The 18443-nt window shown below is 41.6% G+C and carries 17 protein-coding genes; 12 read left to right on the forward strand and 5 right to left on the reverse strand.

Going from position 1 to position 18443, the window contains the following annotated elements; genetic code table 11:
* Positions 1–36 precede the first annotated feature (36 nt).
* On the reverse strand, positions 37–324 hold the full coding sequence (gene gatC / locus GYY70_RS02620; protein ID WP_174831205.1) for an Asp-tRNA(Asn)/Glu-tRNA(Gln) amidotransferase subunit GatC: 288 nt from the start codon (positions 322–324) through the stop codon (positions 37–39).
* Positions 325–514: 190 nt separating this feature from the next.
* Here gatC and GYY70_RS02625 point away from each other — a divergent pair, with 190 nt between their 5' ends.
* Genes GYY70_RS02625 through rodA form a run of 5 tightly spaced genes read left to right on the forward strand, consistent with a single transcriptional unit; the run spans position 515 to position 6116 of the window.
* Positions 515–1552, forward strand: a complete 1038-nt coding sequence (locus GYY70_RS02625; RefSeq protein ID WP_025330699.1) for a rod shape-determining protein — start codon at positions 515–517, stop codon at positions 1550–1552.
* Positions 1553–1584: 32 nt separating this feature from the next.
* Complete coding sequence (gene mreC, locus GYY70_RS02630) at positions 1585–2475, forward strand: rod shape-determining protein MreC (RefSeq protein WP_025330700.1); 891 nt, start codon at positions 1585–1587, stop codon at positions 2473–2475.
* On the forward strand, positions 2468–2965 hold the full coding sequence (gene mreD, locus GYY70_RS02635; protein WP_025330701.1) for a rod shape-determining protein MreD: 498 nt from the start codon (positions 2468–2470) through the stop codon (positions 2963–2965). The genes mreC and mreD overlap by 8 nt, the downstream gene beginning before the upstream one ends.
* On the forward strand, positions 2962–5001 hold the full coding sequence (gene mrdA, locus GYY70_RS02640) for a penicillin-binding protein 2 (protein WP_174831206.1): 2040 nt from the start codon (positions 2962–2964) through the stop codon (positions 4999–5001). Before mreD ends, mrdA begins: the two co-directional genes overlap by 4 nt.
* Positions 5002–5009: 8 nt before the next feature.
* Positions 5010–6116, forward strand: coding sequence for a rod shape-determining protein RodA (rodA, locus tag GYY70_RS02645; protein WP_174831207.1), 1107 nt, complete (start codon positions 5010–5012; stop codon positions 6114–6116).
* A gap of 139 nt (positions 6117–6255) precedes the next feature.
* Here the strand turns inward: rodA and clpP are convergent, their stop codons facing one another.
* The 4 genes from clpP to GYY70_RS02665 form a co-directional block, all read right to left on the reverse strand.
* Positions 6256–6867 (reverse strand): ATP-dependent Clp endopeptidase proteolytic subunit ClpP, encoded by a 612-nt coding sequence (clpP, locus tag GYY70_RS02650; protein WP_025330704.1) that lies wholly within the window; start codon positions 6865–6867, stop codon positions 6256–6258.
* An 85-nt stretch (positions 6868–6952) separates the two neighbouring features.
* Positions 6953–8272: a trigger factor gene (gene tig, locus GYY70_RS02655; RefSeq protein ID WP_174831208.1), complete on the reverse strand. Its 1320-nt coding sequence runs from the start codon at positions 8270–8272 to the stop codon at positions 6953–6955.
* A 174-nt stretch (positions 8273–8446) separates the two neighbouring features.
* Entirely contained in the window at positions 8447–9313 is an 867-nt protein-coding gene (locus GYY70_RS02660) for a DUF1853 family protein (RefSeq protein WP_174831209.1), read from the reverse strand.
* A 44-nt stretch (positions 9314–9357) separates the two neighbouring features.
* Complete coding sequence (locus GYY70_RS02665; RefSeq protein WP_238791795.1) at positions 9358–10191, reverse strand: RNA methyltransferase; 834 nt, start codon at positions 10189–10191, stop codon at positions 9358–9360.
* 204 nt (positions 10192–10395) lie between these two features.
* On the opposite strand from GYY70_RS02665, the gene GYY70_RS02670 reads away from it, so the two are divergent.
* The 7 genes from GYY70_RS02670 to GYY70_RS02700 all read left to right on the forward strand — a co-directional run bounded on the left by GYY70_RS02670 (position 10396) and on the right by GYY70_RS02700 (position 18419).
* Positions 10396–11187 carry an inositol monophosphatase family protein gene (locus GYY70_RS02670; protein ID WP_174831210.1) on the forward strand — a complete coding sequence of 264 codons (792 nt, stop codon included), beginning with the start codon at positions 10396–10398 and terminating at the stop codon, positions 11185–11187.
* Between the two features lie 79 nt (positions 11188–11266).
* A complete protein-coding gene (locus GYY70_RS02675) occupies positions 11267–11722 on the forward strand; it encodes a copper chaperone PCu(A)C (RefSeq protein WP_174831211.1) in 456 nt (151 codons plus the stop codon).
* Positions 11723–11987: 265 nt separating this feature from the next.
* Positions 11988–14117 (forward strand): AsmA family protein, encoded by a 2130-nt coding sequence (locus GYY70_RS02680; protein ID WP_174831212.1) that lies wholly within the window; start codon positions 11988–11990, stop codon positions 14115–14117.
* Positions 14114–15694 (forward strand): FAD-dependent 5-carboxymethylaminomethyl-2-thiouridine(34) oxidoreductase MnmC, encoded by a 1581-nt coding sequence (mnmC, locus tag GYY70_RS02685; RefSeq protein WP_174831213.1) that lies wholly within the window; start codon positions 14114–14116, stop codon positions 15692–15694. The genes GYY70_RS02680 and mnmC overlap by 4 nt, the downstream gene beginning before the upstream one ends.
* A gap of 191 nt (positions 15695–15885) precedes the next feature.
* The gene (locus GYY70_RS02690) at positions 15886–16614 is read left to right on the forward strand and encodes a metal ABC transporter ATP-binding protein (protein WP_174831648.1); all 729 of its coding nucleotides are present in this window, start codon (positions 15886–15888) and stop codon (positions 16612–16614) included.
* A 5-nt stretch (positions 16615–16619) separates the two neighbouring features.
* The gene (locus GYY70_RS02695; RefSeq protein WP_174831214.1) at positions 16620–17495 is read left to right on the forward strand and encodes a metal ABC transporter permease; all 876 of its coding nucleotides are present in this window, start codon (positions 16620–16622) and stop codon (positions 17493–17495) included.
* Positions 17496–17531: 36 nt separating this feature from the next.
* The gene (locus GYY70_RS02700) at positions 17532–18419 is read left to right on the forward strand and encodes a metal ABC transporter substrate-binding protein (protein ID WP_174831215.1); all 888 of its coding nucleotides are present in this window, start codon (positions 17532–17534) and stop codon (positions 18417–18419) included.
* Positions 18420–18443 lie beyond the last annotated feature (24 nt).

Consider the following 18443-nt stretch of genomic DNA (forward strand, 5'->3'; position numbering starts at 1 on the left):
AATATGAATGAACAAGTCATTGTGGTAAAGGTTGAATTATTCAATAACCTTAGGTACAAGATATAAATCCTTGTCTACCAGCGGTGCACATGACTGGATTGCATGATGCTCGTCTTTTTCAGTAACTGCATCGTCGCGTAAACGCAAGGCCAGTTCATGCGGATGTGCCATCGGTTCAATCCCGTCAGTATTGACTTCTTGCATTTTTTCGACCAGATCGAATACATGGTTCAGCTCTGTCAGCATGTTATTTCGCTCTGCTTCTGAAAGACTCAAGCGAGAGAGGCGTGCGAGCTTATCTACATCACTTAATGTTAAAGCCATCAAAAATCCTTAAATTTGATTTAGCAAAACGGGCAAACTGCGGTATCATTGCGCGTTCTGATTCGGTTGTTACATAATATAGAATTATAACCGAAAACCCTATTCTTTGGCGTACTGATTTGCTGAGTACAGTGCGCCGCAAAACTGCTTTTGCCATACTTATAATTTAAAAGTTCATTAGGACATCCTCATGTTTCGCTTTTTTTCCAAATATTTATCCAATGATCTGGCTATTGATCTTGGTACTGCCAACACTTTGATTTTTATTAAAAATAAAGGTATTGTTTTAAACGAGCCGTCTGTGGTGGCCGTACAAAATGACACCATAAATGCTAAAAACGGCATGCTGGCTGTGGGAACAGCAGCAAAGAAAATGCTGGGGCGTACGCCGGGAAGCATCCAGGCAATACGACCTATGAAAGATGGTGTGATTGCTGACTTTAATGTCACTGAAAAAATGCTCAAGCAGTTTATCAAAAAGGTAAACAACAGCCGATTTACTGCTCCCCGAATCGTTATTTGTGTTCCATGCGGTTCAACTCAGGTAGAACGCAAAGCTATTCGTGATTCAGCTCTAGCAGCCGGCGCATCGATTGTAAATCTGATTGAAGAGCCTATGGCAGCAGCAATTGGTGCGGGTTTGCCTATTGAAGAACCAACTGGCTCAATGGTCGTGGATATTGGCGGCGGAACAACAGAAGTTGGTGTGATTTCTTTATCTGGTGTAGTTTATTCTCACTCAATCCGCGTAGGTGGTGATGCATTTGATGATGCTATTATTAACTATGTGCGCCGCAATTATGGCATGCTGATTGGTGAATCTACTGCTGAAGAAATTAAGAAAAATATCGGTTCTGCATTCCCCGGTATGGAAGTAAAAGAAATTGAAGTAAAAGGACGTAATCTGGCAGAAGGTATTCCGCGTGCTTTTACAATCAGTTCAAATGAAGTTCTGGAAGCACTGACTGAACCACTTAATCAGATTGTACAGGCAGTTAAAAATGCTTTGGAGCAGACTCCCCCAGAGCTGGGTGCGGATATTGCCGACCGTGGTTTGGTGTTAACCGGCGGCGGCGCTTTACTTAAAGGTTTGGATCGTTTGCTTTCTGAGGAGACCGGCTTGCCAGTTATGATTGCAGAAGACCCCCTGACATGTGTTGCACGGGGTTCTGGTCATGCATTGGATATGATTGGTAAAATGAACTCTGTATTTGTATCCAATCCGTAAATGCAGCACTGTTTGTCAGACATAAGATAATAATGGCAGAGCCTTCACTCAATTTTGTACACAATGGTCTGCGCAGTACCAGTAAACTGGTTGTACTGTCACTGTTAGCAGTTGTATTGCTGTTGCTTGATAACCGGTATGATGTGGTTAAAATTAGCCGCAATTATATCGGTACCGCATTATATCCGTTACAGTGGCTGGCTATGCAGCCGGTTAATGCTGTATCTAATGGCATGGTGTTTCTTGAAAAGCAGCAGAATCTGAGCGATGAAAACAAATTGTTGAAGGCTCAAAATGCGCAGCTTAAATTACAAATTAGTCAGCGTGACGTACAGTTAAAGTCAGTAATCAGTCTTGATCATCTGACTCAGCTTCAGAAAGCAGCATTACCTCAGGCACAGGTTGCACAGATTGTATCTAGTGATACTAATCCGCTGACTGACCGCTTCATTATAGATAAAGGCAGTCATCATCAAATTCGACAGGGTGATGCCGTAAGTGATGAACATGGTCTGATTGGTCAGATTACAGCTGTTCAGCCATTGAGTTCTGAAGTGACACTAATTACCAATAGTAATGCAGTTATTCCGGCGATGGTAATGCGTACTGGAGTACGCACACTGGTTTATGGCCGCTCAGGTAGTTTGGATCTGCGTTACTTTCCAGCTAATGCCAGCCTGTTACGTAATGATTTACTGGTTACTTCAGGCATGGACAGTATTTATCCTGCCGGAATACCTATTGCCACTGTCATACAAGCGCAGAGTGGTAATGGTTCACCCTATTACCGGACACAGATTGAACCTGTAGCGCAACTGCGCAATAGTAATTTTGTACTGGTTATCCCGCAAAAGCATGCGCAGATAGTTGATCATTATGCTGATGCAACAGCCACTAATACCTTATCCATCAATCATGACTGAAGTTGACAGCTTGCACCGCCATACCAGAAAAAGGCTTATTGTACTAAGCTTAGTAATTGCATTATTTCTGGATCTGATTCCGTTTCCTCAGCCTCTGGCTGGCTGCCTACCTGCATTTACAGCCATGATGACATTGTATTGGAGCTTGCACCGACCACAAAATATCGGTATCGGTATGGCTTTTGTATTAGGACTGCTCTTGGATGTGGGAATTGGTACTCCGTTCGGGCAACATGCATTAGGCTTGATGGCAGCTGTCTATCTGATTGAACAAAACAGGCATCAGATGCTTGGTTATTCTTATGCTTACCAGGCTCTGACTATTTTCGGCAGTCTGATGCTAATGACTCTGATTTTAGTCGTTGTACACTTCTTTTCTACCCATCAGTTTAGTGGCTGGAATCTGTTTGTTTCACCATTTATCAGTGCTCTGCTCTGGCCTCTTTTATCTAAATTCATGCTTTATCTCGCCTATTCAAGACGTCTATGAAAGCACTGCAATTCCGAACTAAAAAAAAGCGTGTATCTAAACCTGCGCAAAATGGCGATCTCGGTTTACGGATTGCAGTAGCCTTTGCTTTGATTATTATTTGTTTTTCTATGCTGATTGCCAGGTTTTTATACTTGCAGGTAATCAAATATGATGAATATGTCATTGCCGCTACTAATAATCGTATCTCATTAATTCCTACACCACCCATTCGTGGAGAAATAGTTGATGTTAATGGCGTGGTACTGGCACATAATTATCCGGCTTATTCTCTTGAGATAACCCCTAATCAGATACCGGGTAAACTCGAAGATACAATTAATGCCTTGCGCAACTATGTGGACATTACTCCCAGCGATATGAAGCGGTTTAATAAATTCCGGGCAGAATACCGTTCTTATGAAAAAGTACCTTTAAAACTTAAGTTAACAATGGAAGAAGCCAGCCGTCTGGCGGCTGAACTTTATCGTTTTCCGGGTGTTGAAATTAATGCGCGAACATTTCGTGATTATCCTTATGGCGAATTACTTGCTCACATCGTAGGCTATATCGGCCGGATCAGCGACCGCGATATGGCAGCTCTTGACAAAGCAGAACTGACAACACTGTATCGTGGTAGTACTCATATAGGAAAAATGGGGCTGGAAGAATACTATGAACGGCAATTGCATGGTATTCCGGGTTATCGAGAAGTTGAAAAGGATGCGCAGGGACATATTGTTCGTACTATTAAAACAGTGCCGGCAGTACCCGGACAAACGCTTCGCCTGGGACTCGATATCCGTGTACAGCAAGAAGCAGACCGGTTGATGGGCGATAAACGTGGTGCTTTAGTTGCTATTAATCCGCAAACGGGTGCGATACTGGCTATGGTATCCAAACCCAGCTATAACCCGAATCTGTTTATTGATGGAATCGATACAGATACGTGGAAAAGTCTGAATGAAGACTGGCGTCACCCGCTATTAAATCGTGCGACTCAGGGGATGTATCCTCCCGGATCTACATTTAAGCCTTTTCTGGCAATGGCTGCTTTGGAAAGTGGCAAACTGACGCAGAGTACAGTTTTACCTGCTCCGGGGTTTTGGAGTATTCCCGGATCAACCCATCAGTTCAGGGATGCTGCGCGAGGTGGTCATGGATCAGCCAATCTGAATAAAGCTATTCAGGTTTCGTCAGATACATTTTTTTACCGTCTTGGCTATGAAATGGGGGTGGATCGTATGTCACCTTATTTAGCTGAGTTTAATCTTGGTAAGCAGACGGGTATTGATATAAATCATGAATATGCTGGTGTATTGCCAACACGCGCTTGGAAAGAAAAAAGATTTGCCCGCTCTAAACCTCAGGCACGCGTATGGCAGCCGGCTGATAGTGTGAGCATGGCCATCGGTCAGGGCTATAATGCGTATACTCCTCTGCAGATGGCATTTGCTACAGCAATTCTCAGTAATGATGGTGTGGTTTACCGCCCTCATTTGGTTCAGGCATTACTTGACCATAATTCGAAAAAAATGACTTTAATCGACCCGCAACCGGTTAGAACTGTCCCTTTCAAACGTGGCAATTTTGAATATGTTAAAGATGCTATGCAAAAAGTATTAAAACCGGGTGGTACGGCTGCGGCAGTGGGTTCGGGTCTGGCTTATACTATGGGCGGCAAAACCGGTACAGCTCAGGTGGTGCAGATTAAACAAGGTGCACGTTATAATGCGGCAGCATTAAAACTACAGCTGAGAGACCATGCATGGTTTATTGCATTCGCGCCTGCAGATAAGCCACAGATAGCGATTGCAGTTATTCTTGAAAACAATGGTTGGGGTGCTACAGCGGCTCCTCTGGCTCGTCAATTAGCTGATTTTTATCTTTTGAAATTAAAAAATCTCCCTAGTGCAAAAGAAGCAACTAATTCTGCTGATTTACCGGTGAATGATTTATCCAATAATGCCATGATGGATGCAAAACAACATAATGAGCATAGTCAGACTGACTTACCTCCGTTATTGCGTGCTTATCGTCCTCAGCCAGGCCTGTGAGATAAACTATGATCAATGAACAAAAATGGTTTAAACGTCTCTGGATCAAACTCTGGGCACCGATGGATGTATGGCTTTTTTATGCCATGTTGATTATTTATGTAATGAGTTTATTTTTGCTCTATTCTGCCGACGGTCAGGATTTTGGTCAGCTTGAAAATAAAACCCTGCATACTATTCTAAGTTTTATTTTACTATGGGTTATTGCGCGTACTCCTCCTCAGATATTAAGTAATTTTGCTTTACCTGCATATTGTTTGGGGATTTTGCTATTAATTGGGGTACATTTTGCCGGAATTACGGTAAATGGTTCTACACGATGGCTGAATGTTGGTGTAGCCCGTATTCAGCCTTCAGAAATTATGAAAATTGCCGTACCGATGCTGATTGCGTGGTACTTTCAGAAAAATGAAAGTAATATTCGCTGGTATCATTATATTATTTCTTTCGTACTGATATTCATTCCGGTAGCACTGATTTTAAAACAGCCGGACTTGGGGACTGCTACTCTGATTATGGCTTCAGGTCTGTTTGTGATATTTTTTGCCGGTTTACCGTGGAAAGTCATCATTTCAGCAATTATTGGTTTCGTTGCCATGCTGCCATTGATCTGGAATTACGGTATGCATGATTATCAGCGTATGCGTGTATTGACTTTACTGGATCCGACTAAAGATCGACTGGGTGCCGGATACCATATTCTCCAATCTATGACAGCAATTGGTTCTGGCGGAATATGGGGCAAAGGATGGTTAGAAGGTTCGCAAACTCATTTAGATTATATTCCTGAATCAACTACAGACTTCATTTTTGCAGTGTTTGGCGAAGAGTTTGGCCTGATAGGAAATATTTTACTGGTAACCGTATATACGTTTATTCTTGTGCGCGGCCTTTATATAACCTTTAAAGCGCCCACTTTATATTGCCGAACACTGGCTGGAGCATTAACCATGACTCTTTTTTGCTATGCATTTGTAAATATGGGCATGGTTAGCGGGATTTTACCTGTGGTAGGAGTGCCTTTGCCATTGGTAAGCTATGGTGGTACAGCTACTTTATCAGTAATGGTAATCTTAGCCATGCTGATGGGTATAAGCAATCAGCGTAAACAATAATATTTTATTCATTTGTTTAAGATAAAAAATATTGTAAGCTTACATGTTATAAATACTACAATAAAAAACGAAACCTTGTTCGAAGGTTTCGTTTTCTAATGTATTAGATATACTATCTAAATGTCTGCTTCTAAAAATTCTATTTAGGTCTGTGGACTAGTACTTCATCAATCAAACCATATTTTTTCGCTTCTTCAGCTGACATGAAATTATCACGATCGGTATCTTTTTCAATCTGTTCAAGCTTTTGTCCGGTATGACGGGCAAGGTGCTCGTTTAATTGTTTTTTCAGTTTTAGTAACTCACGCGCGTGGATTTCGATGTCTGAGGCCTGACCACCTAACCCTCCACTGATAAGCGGCTGGTGAATCATGACGCGGCTATTAGGCAGGGCAAAGCGTTTTCCTTTAGCCCCTGCAGAAAGTAAAAAGGCACCCATACTGGCGGCCTGTCCCAGACACAAAGTTGCTACATCGGGCTTAATAAAATTCATCGTATCAAAAATTGACATGCCCGCTGTAACTGAGCCCCCGGGAGAATTAATGTAAAGAGAAATATCCTTATCAGGATTCTCGCTTTCCAGAAATAATAACTGGGCAACCACCAGATTGGCAGTCTCATCGGTAACCGGTCCTACCATGAAAATAATGCGCTCTTTAAGCAGGCGTGAATAAATGTCGTATGCACGTTCTCCGCGGCCGCTCTGTTCTACTACCATAGGTACCAGACCCAGATTTTCAATATGTGACATATTTTTTCCTCAGTTGAAATAAAAGCACCTAAGCAGCTTTACAACCACTTCGGTGCTTGGTCATATCAGATTATGTATTTTACATTCAGGCTTGGGCCTGCTGACCCATCACTTCATCAAAAGTCAGTGCTTTATCAGTCACTTTTGCTTTGCCTAATACATAATCAACAACATTCTGCTCAATGGCTAATGAAGTAGGTGCCTGAAGATTTTTTCTGTCGCTGTAGTACCAGTCGATAACTTCCTGCGGATCTTCATAGCTATCAGCAAATTCGTTAATAACGTTACGCACCTGCTCTTCTGTCGGTTCAAGCTTTTCTTCACGAACCAATTCACCCATAATCAGGCTGATGGCAACACGACGGCTGGCCTGTTCGTTAAACATGTCCAGTGGTAATTCCAGATCTTTCTGATCCATACCTTGAGCAGCAAAATTTTCTTTCATTCTTGCTGCCATGCTTTTAGCTTCTTCTGTAATCAGTGAGGAAGGTACTTCGATCGGGGTTGCAGCCAGTAATGCATTAATTGCACTGTCTTTAGTCATTTCGCTAACGCGACGGTTTACTTCACGGCTGACATTTTTTTTGATTTCAGCACGCATTTTTTCGACATCACCGTCTTCAATACCAAGTGACTTGGCAAATTCTTCATTTACTTCCGGCAGAACTGCTTCAGAAACGTTTTTCAGAGTAATAGTGAAATTTGCGGTTTTTCCTGCCAGCTCTTTGCTTTGGTAATCTTCCGGAAAAGTAACGGCAACTTCTTTTACGTCATCTTCTTTCATGCCAGCAATACCTGCTTCAAAATCCGGCAGCATCTGGCCTTTGCCCAGCATAAACGGATAATTTTCAGCAGTACCGCCAGCAAAGGCTTCTCCGTCAATTTTGCCGGCAAAGTCAATAATAACCCGATCGCCTTCACGTGCCTCACGTTCAACATGATTAAAACGGGTACGCTGCTGGCGCAGAATATCAACAGTTTTATCTATTTCTGCATCACCGATTTCAGTGCTGAACTTCGTTACTTCCTGATTACTTAAATCACCGACTTTGATTTCTGGAAATTCTTCAAATACTACGGCAATTTTATAAACTTTTTCATCATCCTGATCGGCATCTTCCAAAGCAGTCAGGCTTTTCAGACCAGCAACTTTTAGTTTTTCAGCTACAATGGTATCTTCAAATGCTTTATGGGTCATTTCGTTCAATACTTCATCACGAATACCATAGCCGTACATAGAGTCGATTATTCTCAGCGGTGCTTTACCGGGACGAAAGCCATCAACACGGGCACGTTTCTGTGCTACTTTCATGCGTGCGTTGACTTTTGCTCTGATGTCTTCCCAGTTCAGAGCCAAAATGATTTTACGCTCTAAATTATCTAATTTTTCTACTGTTACGCTCATCGTAAACCCTTAGATGTCAGTTGATCTGGTTTTGGTTTCATTTGTCTTAAGCTACTGCTTTTGGGCTGTACGCACACGGGCATTTACTCATGCAGACAAAAATTAAATGGCAAGTGTACCATAAGCCCTTACAAAAACCTATGTACTGATAAAAACACTTGCCGCTGTTCAGGTTTAGTTGTTTTTACAATTTGTTTTAATTATACGCTGCACTTCATGCCAGCAGCCGTCTGCACGCTCTTCAACCACTGCAACCATACCCTGGCGGATTTGCTTAATCTGATTGAAGGTAACTATAGCATTACTACTGATGCGTGCAGGAGACAGAAAAGATAAATGGTCAAGTACGTAAAAACGACTATTTTCTGAGCATTTAAATTCATCCCAGTTTTCTACATAATACCCTTGCCAGCTCAAAGAATTTAATGGTGCTGGCAATTGTTGCTGTGGTTCAGGCATAAACAGCATACCGCGAATAATGCTGGCATGTTGCAATTGCTCATGCTCCAAAGATAAATCTTTCAGGATATTTTCAGCAGCAGGCTCCGTGCTTAACCTGAGCTGCTGCTGGATTTTATGCATTTTATTAATAAGCTGGTCAGTCGGATTCAGACTGGTAAAGTTTTCAAGTTGATTTGACCGGCTGCCATAATATTTAGCTGCTAACTCCAGATGGTAAATACTTTCGTTTAACTGTACGATAAAATCGAAAGCCCCCAATGTTTGCTGATTATGCTGAACCTGCACATTATGTGCAATCAGTCTGCTGTGCGGAGCATGTAAAAACCAATACCTGAGTAAACGTTCTGCATAAATGCCCAGGCGGCTCTGATATCCGCCATGTTTTTTCAGAAATAAATACAGGCTTTCAGGCTGCTCATCCAGAGAAAGTAAAAATCGGAATCCTTCATCTCCCAATAGTACTGAAACTGGTATCTCGGCAGATGATATCCATGGAGGTGGTGCCGTTAACAGACTGGCCAGATCGCGTACGATCGTTTTTTTTAAACGCCACCAAATCGGATCTGAAGAATAATTCATACTGGCACCCTTTTCTTTTGCAGACAAATATTTACAATATAATACTAATTTTGATTTTTTTGTAATTGCTGACTAACAGTATTGTAGAATCCGCGCAAGACATCGATATCTTCTGTGCTTAATTGTGCACGGTCAAACATTGCAGCCATGCGTCGCATCAGCCTTTTTTCATTGCGCCGGTTAAAGAAGCCGGCCAAATTCATTACCTGTTGTAAATGTTCTACCATACCGCTTGTTTGCTGATGAGTAGCCAGATTCTGTTCTTGTTTTAGATGTGTCATGCTGATATCAACATGGCTGAACAATTCATAACATATAATTTGCACCGCCTGGGCCAGATTAAGAGAAAAATAATCCGGATTACCATTAATAGTAATCAGACGATTGCAACTTTGAACTTCATCTATACTTAATCCAAAAGTTTCATTTCCAAATACCAGTGCTATTTGCTGACCTGTACCGGCTGCCGAAATTAATGAGGGCATGATTTCCCGCGGGGTATGTAGCGGAGCGGACAACTCACGCCGCCGGCTGGTTAAGGCGCAAGATAAAGTAGTATCTGCAAGAGCATCATCCAGTGTAGCGACAATCCGTGCATTTTCCAGTACATCACGAGCACCTGAGGCCAGGATAAAGCTTTCTTCAGGTAATACAAATGCAGCTGGATTGGCATCATCGAACTTAGCAGGGTCAGATGTCATTGGCGTCTGCATCAAATTCGGTGCAACAAGAGTAAGTCTGGTTAAACCCATTGTTTTCATGGCTCTTGCTGCAGATCCGATATTGGCAGGATGACTGGTTCGGCTAAGTACAATAGTAATATTGTTGAGAAAATCCGGTAGAACAGGTTTATTCATATCAGTGATTAATACAGACATCTGCTGAATGCAGAAATTCTGCGTATTATAGCAAAATCAGGCCTTTCAATCTGCTACGAGAGCATAATTTTGGCAAAAACACTTTTTGTCGTATAATTGGCAAAATTCTGTTTATATTGCCGCAGTGTTTCTATGCGGCATTTGTTCTTTAAAATACCCATTGTATATCTGTTTTAGCTTTTAAGCCCTATCTCGAGAATTAGCATGAATCCTATATTAACTACTGCGTGGAAAGCAGCACGCAAAGCCGGCCAAATGATGCATCGTGCCAGCAGCAATTTAAACAACATTAAAATTGATAATAAAGCTGCTAATGATTTTGTTTCAGATGTAGACCGCGAGGCTGAGCATATTATTGTTAACACTATTCAGGAAGTCTATCCTCATCATGCTGTTTTGAGTGAAGAGGCTGGTCATTCAGGTAATACTAATGCGGAATATCAATGGATTATTGATCCGCTGGACGGTACAACCAATTATTTACACGGACATAAACAGTACGCTATTTCTATGGCTTTGCTGCATAAAGGTACTTTAGCCGAAGCACTAGTTTATGCACCGGAACAGAATGATTTATATATTGCCAGCCGAGGTCAAGGCGCTTTGCTTAATGATAAGCGTATTCGGGTTAGCAATCGAAGTGATTTATTGCGCAGCCTGATAGCTACAGGTTTTCCAGTTGTTGACCAAAGCATGATGGATACCTATCTAGCAATTTTAAAAGACGTACTGGCTAAAACAGCCGGTGGTCGCAGAGAAGGTTCTGCTGCTCTGGATTTATGTAATGTTGCCTGTGGCCGAGTTGACGGATATTTTGAGTTTAACCTGAAACCCTGGGATATTGCTGGTGGTGCTCTGATTGTGCAGGAGGCTGGTGGTATTGTTACTGATATGCATGGTGAACAAACTTGGTTGGATAGTGGGGATATTGTTGCTGCAAATCCCAAAATTCTTGCCCAGCTTTTACAAATTATTGCTCCGCATTTAGCTGTATAATGTTTTTATGGCAACTTGCTCCGGTTAAGGTCATACGGGTACAACAAATTTTATATCTGCTTTTATAAAGATGATAATTATGAAAAAAATTTTGTTTTCGACTTTATTGGCTTCATATGCAGGTTTGGTATTGGCACAAGGTATTGTTGCTAATCATGCATGGGCACGGTTCAGTGTGCCGGGAATGTCTTCCAGTGGTGTATTTATGGATTTGGATAATCATTCAGATAAAGATGATGTTTTACTGAGTGTGTCCAGCCCGGTGGCAATGTCTAGTGAAGTGCATGAAACAACCGAAGTAGATGGCGTTATGAAAATGCGCCCTTTACCGCAAGGTCTGCCCTTGCCTGCCGGTAAGGTGACGCAGCTTCAACCGGGAAAAATGCATATTATGTTAATGGGCTTAAAAAAGCCCTTAGTAAAAGGGACAACAATTCCGGTGCGTTTAACTTTTCGTTATGCCAAACCGTTAATGCTTAATGTTCCTGTCAGTGTCGGTTCTTCTAGTTCAGATAATCATCATATGCATCATTAGATTTGCAGCCAGTCTGTTAAACAGGCTGGCATTTATCTTTATCTTACAATCTCTGGTCTTTCAATAGATTCGTTTACTTAATTGACTAAGCTGATTGTTGGTTTCTAATTTAATCAGTAGGATATTTTTATTTTATTGATTGAATTTGTTTTATATAAAAATATATTTTGTTTCTTTGTTCTGATGATAAATCAGAATAAAGTTTTTGAGAATAATCCAATTTTAATTCAATATGATTTCCTTATTGCATTCAGGCAAATTCTGGTTGAAGCTGATCGTATTCAGCTGCCTGAGCATTATCCTTTTGCTGGCCATTGATATAGCCGTTTTGCATTATTTATTTAATGCAGAAGAAATTAATAAACGGGCAAATGCCATGATGGCAAATAGTGGCCATCAGGTTGTTTTTGACCAGGATATAAACCGTGCTATGTTTCCACGCCCGACAGTTACTTTGCACAATGTACGTATTAAAAATAAATTCAGCAAAGCAGACGATATTCATATTGATGATATGAAAATTGGTTTAGGGTGGCAAAGCTTGTTCGGTCGCATGACAATTGAAAAATTACAGCTTACAAATGCACACGTTAATCTTGTTAGAGATAGTCAGGGGCAATGGAATCTGAGCGATTTATGGGAACAACAACATAAAAATAATCAATTGAAAATTAATCGCTTTATTTTGGAAAATGCCAGCTTCCGTATCAATGACGGACAACATATTCAGAAAATTAATCAGCTAAATTTACAATGGCATAATCTTGGTAATAACAGTTTGCTTAAACTGGATGGGACGCTCAGCGGCCAATACATGCAGACTATGCAATGTCAACTAAGTGCTGTTTACCGTCCTGATGCGGTTATGCAATGGCAGGATGTCAATCTGGAAGTAAAAACTAAACTACCTTCTTTGGGCGATAGTAATGGCCAATGGCATTTTGATGCACGCTGGCTGCCTCAGCAGCAGCTTTTTCAGACAACTGCTGTCCAATGGCAATGGCACAGTCAGCATAATCAGTTGCATATATCAGGTAATGGTCAGAACTGGCAACTTGGTTGGGCTAAACTCTTATTACCACAGTTGAACGGTGTAGCTACCGCACAAATTGGTGATAATGAGATTAATGCAACTTTATCAGCCAGTAATACCAGCTGGATACAGAATCAATGGTCTTTATCACAATTTCAGATTGATAGCGGCTGGCAAAGTCATTTATATCAAACTGCTTTAACCGTGAGCGGTCAGTTAAACTGGCTGGATATGCGGCATTGGAAAATTAGTAATTTATCGGTTAACAGCCATCAGGATACTGTTAATGCCCTGCCTAATTCGCGGTTTATCAGTGATCTGACAGGTAGTCTTCATGGGGATGACAACGGAAATGCACAGTTAGTATTACAAGGTCTGTTCGATAATCAGCCCGTGGATATTAATTTAAATTACCAAAGTGATAAAAATTCAGGAAAAGTGAATGGAAATATTCATCTTGTTCAGCTAAATCTGCGCCCGTATACAGATAATACTACCGGTATACTTCCGTCTGACTGGCAAAAGTTGTGGCAAAACTGGTTTAAAAACCGTTCTGTTAATATCCTGCTTAATATCGATTCTTTGCAGACGCATAAAGTGCAGCTGAATCAACTGAAAACCAATCTTTCAATTGATGTGCATAATTTTACACTGCAACCATTCAGTATTCAGATGTATGGCGGAAACACTCAGGGAATGTTACAGATTAGTAATGCCAATCCTTTGAGCTGGAAAATTCAGCAACATGTAAATAACGTGCAGATTAAATCTTTTCTTCAAGATATATTTGGCTGGCATAACCTTGATGGCACTGCAGATGCCGATTTTGAGTTACATGGTAATGGAATTAACCGTAATCAATGGCTTTCTACTCTGACTGGTAATGCTAAATTACAAATCCATCAGGGTTTCTGGAATGGGATTGATATCAATAATATTCTGCAAAACGGTGAAAATCAGACTACCGTTGCTTACAATGAAACCAGCCAAACACCATTCCGTATTATTAAGCTGTTTATTCCGGTAGAGAACGGTAATAGTAAAAACGGACGAATAGAATTGCATGCTGATAACTTTGATATTAAAGGTGTGGGTAGTGTTAAATGGTTACAGCAGCAAATGGATTATAATGTGCTGATTGCTACCCGGCGTGCCCAGCAGCAAAATTTACTGCCATTACGCATTAATGGCACTTTTAGCCGCCCTTCCTTTACTATTGATTATCAGAAACTGACTGCCGGTTTACACACTTCACAACAAAAACAGGACAGTTTGCGGCAAACATTACAGCAGCAATGGTTATGGCTGAATCAGGGAGCTAGTTCTTCTTCCGAAACTCATACCTCTGCTCGTCAGCCATGAGCGTTTATACTTTCCACGGGTGGCCGAAGCCGGATGAACTGGCTGAGAAGATAGGCAGTGATGAGCAGGCAGAAATCATAATAATTGCACAAGACTGGCCTGAGTCTTTAACTGCACAATCACCTGCTGGCCAGATTATTGTACAGCTCTGGCTTGAAGCCAAAATATTCTGGCAGCACCAGCCGGTATTTAGTTATCCATTTCGTCATGCAGGAAAATTTACTTTTATTCAGCCGCATGTATATGAACAATGGGTTCAGTTTAATCCCGGTATAGTCTGTACAAGTACGACGCCCGTTTATTCTGAATTCAGATATAAACCATGGCTTACCTTGCCGGACTTATTACCGGTTAAATCCGTTGTGGTGATTGGCGCAGGTATTGCCGGAGCTGCCACTGCTTTTGCTCTGGCAAAGCGTGGTATAGCAGTAACAGTTATAGAACAGCATACAATTGCCAGCGCAGCCTCAGGCAATCATCTTGGTCTGTTATACGCAAAAATTTCTGCCCATGCTACAGTTCAGACTGAGCTACTATTAGCTGGCTATGGCTACAGCCGGGCACTGCTCAGCAACTGTTTGCCTGCCGGTCAGGGCTGGCTGGATTGTGGTGTTATCCATCTGAATTTCAATTCAAAAGAACAGCAACGTAATATGCTGTTGGCTAATCAAAATCCGCAAAGTAAATTATTTCATGCTGTTACACAGGAAGAAGCCAGTCAGATTGCCGGTATAGATTTGCCGCATAGTGGTTTATGGTGGCCTTATGGCGCTGCAATTAATCCTCTCAGCTGGATTCAGAATATGCTCATGCACCCGCTGATTCAGGTATTAACAACAACAAAAGTAAATGCTATTTGCCAGCAAAAGGATTTATGGCAGATAGATTGTCAGAATCAGCTTGAGGCATTTTCACTTAATGCATCACATATTGTCATTTGTGCCGGAGCCGAAAGTAATTTTTTGTATCCGGTAGCCGGATGGCCGCTTCATAAAATACGCGGTCAGACAACTACAGCCAGTATAAAACAGGAGGCTGTACAGCCACACTGCGCATTGAGTGCAAATAGTTATATTACCCCGCAATGGCGTGATAAATTGTGTTTTGGCGCTACCTTTCATCCCAATCAAACCAATGATGATTTAACCAGTGAAGACGAAAAAGAAAACTGGCAGCAATTACGCCAATGGATGCCGCATCTTGCAGCTAACTTAGATTCTGATAACCCTTTGCAGGGACATGCAGCCATACGCTGTGATGCTTATGATCATTTACCGGTTGTCGGACCAATCGGCGATACATCTGCTATGTTCAAGTATTATGCGCAGTTACGTATGGATAAAAACTACCCGCTTACTCAGCCCTGTCCATGGCTGCCGGGAGCATTTATCAATACCGCTCATGGCAGCCGTGGATTGATTACTGCTCCGCTATGCGCTGAAGCTATAGCTGCATCTATTCTTGGTTTGCCCTCTCCTTTATCGGTACGCTTACAGCAGGCTTTACATCCGAATCGTTTACCCATCAGGATGCTCACTCATCACCAATCATTCACATTTGCTGAACAGACTAAGTAACATTTTGCATATATATAATGTTATAGGGTATCATTTATGTAATGTTATATAGTAACATTCTTGATTAAGATTGCTTATTAAAGGCTCAGTATGTTTTCACTCTTGCTTTGCGGAGCAATAAAACGTCTGTCATGGGTAACCCTGATTCTGGTTTTACTCTGGTTAATGTATGCATGGGCGGTGTGCGGATCATGAGTATTCAGCTTGAAAATGTTACTGTGAGCTACAGACATCGACCGGCTATTCATCATATCAATATTGATTTTAATATGAATGAGATGTGGGCTATATTTGGTCCGAACGGAGCGGGTAAATCAACTTTGCTTAAAGCCATTATGCATCTTGTTCGCCCTGATAGCGGCCAAATTAGCTGGGGAAAATTGCAGCGCTCCGATATTGCTTATCTGCCTCAGCAGTCGGATATTGATCGTAGCCAGCCGATGAGTGTATTTGAACTGGTAGCAATGGGTTTATGGTATGAAACCGGTTTTTTTGCCAGTATATCTAAAACCATGTATCAGCGAATTTTTAATGTACTTAATCAGGTAGGGATGTTGCAATATAAAGACCGCAGTATTGCCCAGCTTTCCAACGGCCAATTTCAACGTGTATTGCTGGCGCGTATGCTGATTCAGAATGCAAATGTATTATTACTGGATGAACCATTTAATGCTGTCGATGCGTCAACCACATTTGCTTTACTGGATATACTCAAGACATATCAGCAGCAACAAAAATGTACTGTTATTACCGTTTTGCACGATTATGAACAAGTACAAGCCTATTTCCCCAATACGCTATTAATTGCCCGTGAAAAAATTGCAGCGGGTAAAACAGATAAAGTAATAACAGAAAATAATCTGCAAAAGGCAGCGGCAGCTATGCAGCAATATGAACAAAACCAGTGGTGTGACAGGTAAAACTGATGAATATTGTCCATTTACTTACAGAACCTTTTGCTGATTACGATTTTATGCGTTATGCACTCTGCTCTATTGTATTTCTTGCTTTGGGGACGGCACCGGTAGGGGTTTTTCTGATGATGCGCCGCATGAGTCTGGTTGGTGATGCTTTAGGTCATGCAATTTTACCGGGTGCTGCCGCTGGTTATATGATTGCCGGTCTCAGTCTGCCCGCAATGAGTTTAGGCGGCTTTATTGCCGGTTTACTGATGGCTTTACTGGCCGGTCTGGCCAGCCGCTTTGCTGATGTACGTGAAGATGCCAGCTTTGCAGCTTTTTTTCTTACCTGTCTGGCTTTAGGCGTGGTATTGGTCAGTCGTGGTGGTAATAGCGTCGATTTACTGAATTTATTATTCGGTTCAATTTTATCGGTTGATCGCGCAGCCTTAACTTTGGTTGCGGTAGTCAGCAGTATAACCATGCTGATACTGGCTGTTATTTACCGGCCGCTGATGCTGGAAAGTATCGATCCGCTGTTTCTGCGTGCCGTAAACGGAAAAGGGACACTCTGGCATATTATCTTTTTAATACTTGTCGTTTTGAATCTGGTAGCTGGTTTTCAGGCCTTAGGTACCTTGATGTCTGTAGGCTTGATGATGTTACCGGCTATCAGCGCAAGGCTATGGCATAAAACAATGGGCGGTATGATGACGATTGCTGCCGGTATTGCCATAGTTTGCGGATTTATCGGATTACTGCTTTCTTACTATATAGATCTGCCTTCAGGTCCGGCAATTATTTTGTGCTGTGGTTTTGTTTATATTCTGTCTTTATTTATTGGTTGTGAAAACGGTATTTTATGGCGGTTATATAAACGTCACCGTCATCGTATTACCTGAAAAAATTTCAGTAAACTCATTTTAGGATATTAATTGATGAAACGTGGTCTGTTAATCTGTCTGTTAACTTTATTTCTGACTGGTTTTGCCAGCATAATTCATGCAGCACCATTACCGGTGATCACAAGCTTTAGTATTCTGGGAGATGTTACACGGCAAATCGGCGGTGAACGAGTACAGGTACGAAGCCTGATTGGTACTGATCAGGATGCACATATGTATCAGTTAGTAAGTAAAGATTTACGTGACATGCGTACTGCTAAACTGATTTTGCTTAATGGACTTGGGCTTGAACCTCTTGCTTTGCAACGTTCCGCTCAGCAAAGCCGAGTACCTTTGTTTACTGTTACTCAGAACATTAAACCGTTAATGCTGGCTGATGATGGTCACGGACATCATCAGCATACCGATCCGCATGTCTGGAATGACCCTGTTCTCATGCAAATATATGCACGCAACATTGCTAATGCTCTGATTAGTGTGGATCCGCAAGGTAAAGCCTATTATCAACAGCGTCTGACTGCATATCAGCAACAACTTGCCGGATTGAATAACTGGGCAAGCAAAATGTTTAATGCAGTGCCTGCAGAAAAACGAAAAGTGTTAACCGGACATGATGCTTTCGGTTATATGGCAAAACGTTACCGGATTGAATTTATTGCGCCACAAGGTATGAGCACAGAAGCAGAGCCTTCTGCCCGTCAGGTTGCCGCTATTATCAGCCAGATCCGGCGCGATCATATTAAAGCTATATTTATGGAAAACATAAAAAATCCGAAGATGGTTCAGCGTATTGCCAGCGAGACTCAAACCAAAATATCCGGTCGTCTTTATTCTGATGCACTGAGCAAAGGTGCTCCGGCAGCTACATACATTGATATGTTCCGTTATAATGTAAATGCTTTATGCAGTGCGATGAAATAAATTTACAGATAAGCATATAGTCTG

This window comes from Snodgrassella sp. ESL0324, assembly GCF_013344955.1.
Classification (GTDB): Bacteria; Pseudomonadota; Gammaproteobacteria; order Burkholderiales; family Neisseriaceae; genus Snodgrassella; species Snodgrassella alvi.